Annotated in this window: 5 protein-coding genes; 1 reads left to right on the forward strand and 4 read right to left on the reverse strand. The window is 44.2% G+C overall.

Annotated features, from left to right (window positions below; translation table 11 throughout):
• The 3 genes from ACXACQ_RS06345 to panD all read right to left on the reverse strand — a co-directional run.
• Positions 1-343 (reverse strand): hypothetical protein (locus tag ACXACQ_RS06345; RefSeq protein ID WP_474975098.1); only part of this gene is annotated, 343 nt, incomplete at its 3' end.
• A gap of 23 nt (positions 344-366) precedes the next feature.
• Entirely contained in the window at positions 367-1,056 is a 690-nt protein-coding gene (locus tag ACXACQ_RS06350; RefSeq protein WP_474975099.1) for a hypothetical protein, read from the reverse strand.
• Positions 1,057-2,186: 1,130 nt separating this feature from the next.
• On the reverse strand, positions 2,187-2,486 hold the full coding sequence (panD, locus tag ACXACQ_RS06355) for an aspartate 1-decarboxylase (RefSeq protein ID WP_474975100.1): 300 nt from the start codon (positions 2,484-2,486) through the stop codon (positions 2,187-2,189).
• Between the two features lie 239 nt (positions 2,487-2,725).
• Between panD and ACXACQ_RS06360 the strand changes: the two genes are divergently transcribed.
• Positions 2,726-3,163, forward strand: coding sequence for a hypothetical protein (locus ACXACQ_RS06360; protein ID WP_474975101.1), 438 nt, complete (start codon positions 2,726-2,728; stop codon positions 3,161-3,163).
• A gap of 194 nt (positions 3,164-3,357) precedes the next feature.
• Here the strand turns inward: ACXACQ_RS06360 and ACXACQ_RS06365 are convergent.
• Positions 3,358-3,624 (reverse strand): hypothetical protein (locus ACXACQ_RS06365; RefSeq protein ID WP_474975102.1); only part of this gene is annotated, 267 nt, incomplete at its 5' end.

Here is a 3,624-nt window from a genome sequence, read left to right on the forward strand (position 1 = left end):
TCAAACGCTGTTCGAGAAGCGATGCGACATCATAAGGTTCACTGAATAAGTAAATAGCGTTGACAGCGCCCTCTCCTTCGATTTCTATCCATTTCACTTCATCCTGTCTTGTAAAGTCAAAATAATGGATGAGCTGGGACCGGATTTCGTGACAGACGTCGATTTGATTATTCAAGCGTGATAGAAGAATAGGAATGCTGTAATCTTCATTGACTGCCAGCTGCCCCCTCAACTGCTCTTCCATCCGTTGCATATGCACAATCAATTTTTTGATGACAGCTAAGAAACGATGGGACATCTCTTTCGCCGTATCTATGAACCTTGGGAATTCACCAGGCTTCAATAGGAGCTGAGTACCGACCTACATCACTCTTGCCTTTTCCTGACTTCTTTTGTTTTTTGACGCTTTGATACATATAACTTGAGAAATGGCTCAATTCTTCCTTGGCTTCGTCGATTGATCTGCTGACCTCTGGCTAGATTCGTATAAAAATCCGCCTGGAAAGACCATTCTTTGTACAGCCTTTTATGGAAGACCTCCCCAAACAGAGTCAATTGCCGCTGTAATTCCCGGTAATTCATCCGCACCCCAAAATAGCGGCTCGCCACAGCCTCCAAATGGTGAGCTTCATCGATGATGATCCGGTCGTAATCAGGCAGGACGTTTTCCTCTTTCATAATATCCATACAAAGAAGGGCGTGATTGGTTATGATCAGGTCCGCCTGGGCGGCTTTTACCTGAGCCCATTCAAAGAAGCTGTCATCGGTATAACCGAGTTTAACCGTTTTACTGGATTGTTCGGAAGATACTTTATGCCAGAATTGCCTTCCATTGGATGGAAGTTGGATTTCATCCACATCCCCTGTACGTGTCTGTGTCAACCATACAAGAATCATGGCTTTGGTCAGCGCAATATCATAATTATCCTGGTGGGAGCGTTCCAATTCATAATGAAAGTGAATCAAACTAATATAATGAGCTTTCCCCTTATAGAGTACAGCTTTGATCGGCCTCGGAAACATCCGTTCAATTTTTGGTATTTCATCTTCAAGCAATTGTTTTTGTAAACTCGTCGTATGTAGTGGAGATGACGACCCTTTCCCCACTCTCCATCGCCTGAAAGGCAGCAGAGAGTAAGTAGGCAACCGATTTCCCTGTACCGGCACCTGCTTCAATAACCGCATGCCGACCTTCGACAAACGCCTGTTTAACGGCAGTCGTCATTCGCTGCTGGCCTTCTCGCTTTTCATAAGTAGGCATTAAACTGCCAAGTCCATTTTCCCCCTCGAAAACTTGTGCTTTCCAATTGCTGAACGGTGGTAGCTGCACCCTAGGAGACAAAGCCTCACGGACCTGTTTCCTGATACAGCGACTCCGTGTTTGATCATGATATCGGATTCGAGTATAATTCCCATAACGCTTCTCTTCCAAATACTTTATGAAAAAGGCTCTCGAAGTCACTTTTCAACTTCCCTTCAATGATAAGCAGATGGTGAAGTGTCGCGTTCGTGGAAGTCCCTGCAATTCTTTTAATAGGTGCAGTAGAAGGTCCGCAGTTACCTGGGCATCTGATAACGCACGGTGGGGACTGTCATGCCCCATTTCCAACCGTTCTGCCAGCTGCCCGAGTTTGAAAGTAGGGGAAGTTGGCATGAGATGCGTGCAAATTCTACGGTATCTATTATAGGATTATGTAGTGGTTGATAGCCACATCGTTCCAATTCACCATTCAGAAACCCAAGATCGAATTCAATATTATGAGCGACGATATAGGCATGTGAAAAAGAGGATAGACATCCTCTACAATTTCAGAAAAAGCGGGGCATCCAGGACATCGTCATTGTCAATGCCGGTCAATGACCGGATAAATGGCGGAATATCCTTCTCTGGATAAACTAGAGATGAGAACTCTTCCACTACCGTCCCGCTTCCTCCATAACCACCACACCGATTTCGATAATGCGGTCTCCTTTTGATGGTGCATTTCCAGTTGTCTCCAAATCCACGATTGCAAATCTCTTCATGATATCCCTACTTTCACAACAAAAAGGAAGGACCTTGCCTTCAAACGTGGCACAGATCCTTTCTTCACTCGCTAGTCAGTGCTATAGCGGCAGCGCTTTTAAAGGTGGTTCTTCTTTAATGATCCTGCTCGACGGAGTTATTTTCGTCCATCAAAGCGATTTTAGGACGGAAATCTTCCAACTCTTGATTCATCTACCATGGCATAGGAGACAATAATCACGATATCATCAGGTTGAACACGCCTTGCCGCTGCTCCATTCAAACAAACTACTCCACTGCCCCGTTCGCCGGCGATAACATAGGTTTCCAGACGCTCACCGTTATTATTATTTACAATTTGGACTTTTTCGTGTGGCAGAATGCCCACTTGATCAAACAGATCCTCATCGATGGTCACACTTCCTACATAGTTCAGGTTCGCCTCAGTGACGCGTGCACGGTGTATTTTAGCTTTCATCATTGTTCGCAACATGTGAATAGGCCTCCTTCTCGATCACCCGTAAAGAACATGTCCGTCTTTATCGAACACAACATTGTCAATCAACCTTGCTTGATCGTAAAAAACAGCTGCAGCAAGAATGACCGGACGATCGATCTCCAGGTGTCTGCAACTAGCCAAACATTGATGCTGTTTAACCTTAGCAATACGTAACTGAACGAAGTAGATGCAAATAACATTACGTATTGCTAAGGTTAAGTTTGTCATACTCGTGTGCTCACCCAGCACCTCTCTTGTTACTAGATCCCGTAGCGGTACTGCAGCTTACCAAAGAAATTTTAGATGCAAATAAGGATAGTCAGTTAATTGTTGCTATGCATCACCCCATGTATACTTATGGTGATCATGGCAGTTTCGATACTTTTAAAGATCATCTTTTTCCACTCACTCAATTATCTAAACCACTTTATGTACCAATGCCCGGTATAGGATCGTTGACTTCCTGGCTGCGGAGAATGTTTGCTCGACCGGAAGACTTAGCGGCCGCTAACTATAAAGAGTTTAGAAATACAATGGTAAAGCTGTTGAACGAGTATCCGCACCTGATCCATATTTCTGGCTCACGATCATGTTTTAGAATACATAGAGAAACGGAATATTCATTATGTAGTAAGTGGGGCAGGAAGCAAAACAAGTAAGGTGGTTAATGCTGACCCTGCGGAATTTGCTGCAGGGAAATATGGTTTTTCACGACTAGCAATTTTATGCCTGACGGCCAAGTGAAATTAACATTTTATGGCATGGATAAAGCGGAGGATGGCCTGGAAGTAGTATATGATAAAAATTGGGCGCACCAAAGAGGTGCTACCGAAGGCGATGAAGAGGCTACGAATTAATGATCAATCTGTAGTGGCGCACGCCAGTGATCAGTATAAAACAGAAAGTAAAACCAAAGTATTTTTTCTGGGGCAAGACGATAAAGGAATGGAGGCAGCCAGTATAAATTCCTGTTTTTGATATAGGCACTGAACATGGAGGGTTGAAAATAGTGCAGCGTGGGGGCGGAATGCAAACTAGTAGGTGCTGGGTGAGCACACGAGTATGACAAACTTAACCTTAGCAATACGTAACTGAACCAGTAGACGCCAAACAAACAACA

Source organism: Fulvivirga sp. AWR4_260, from assembly GCF_056158185.1.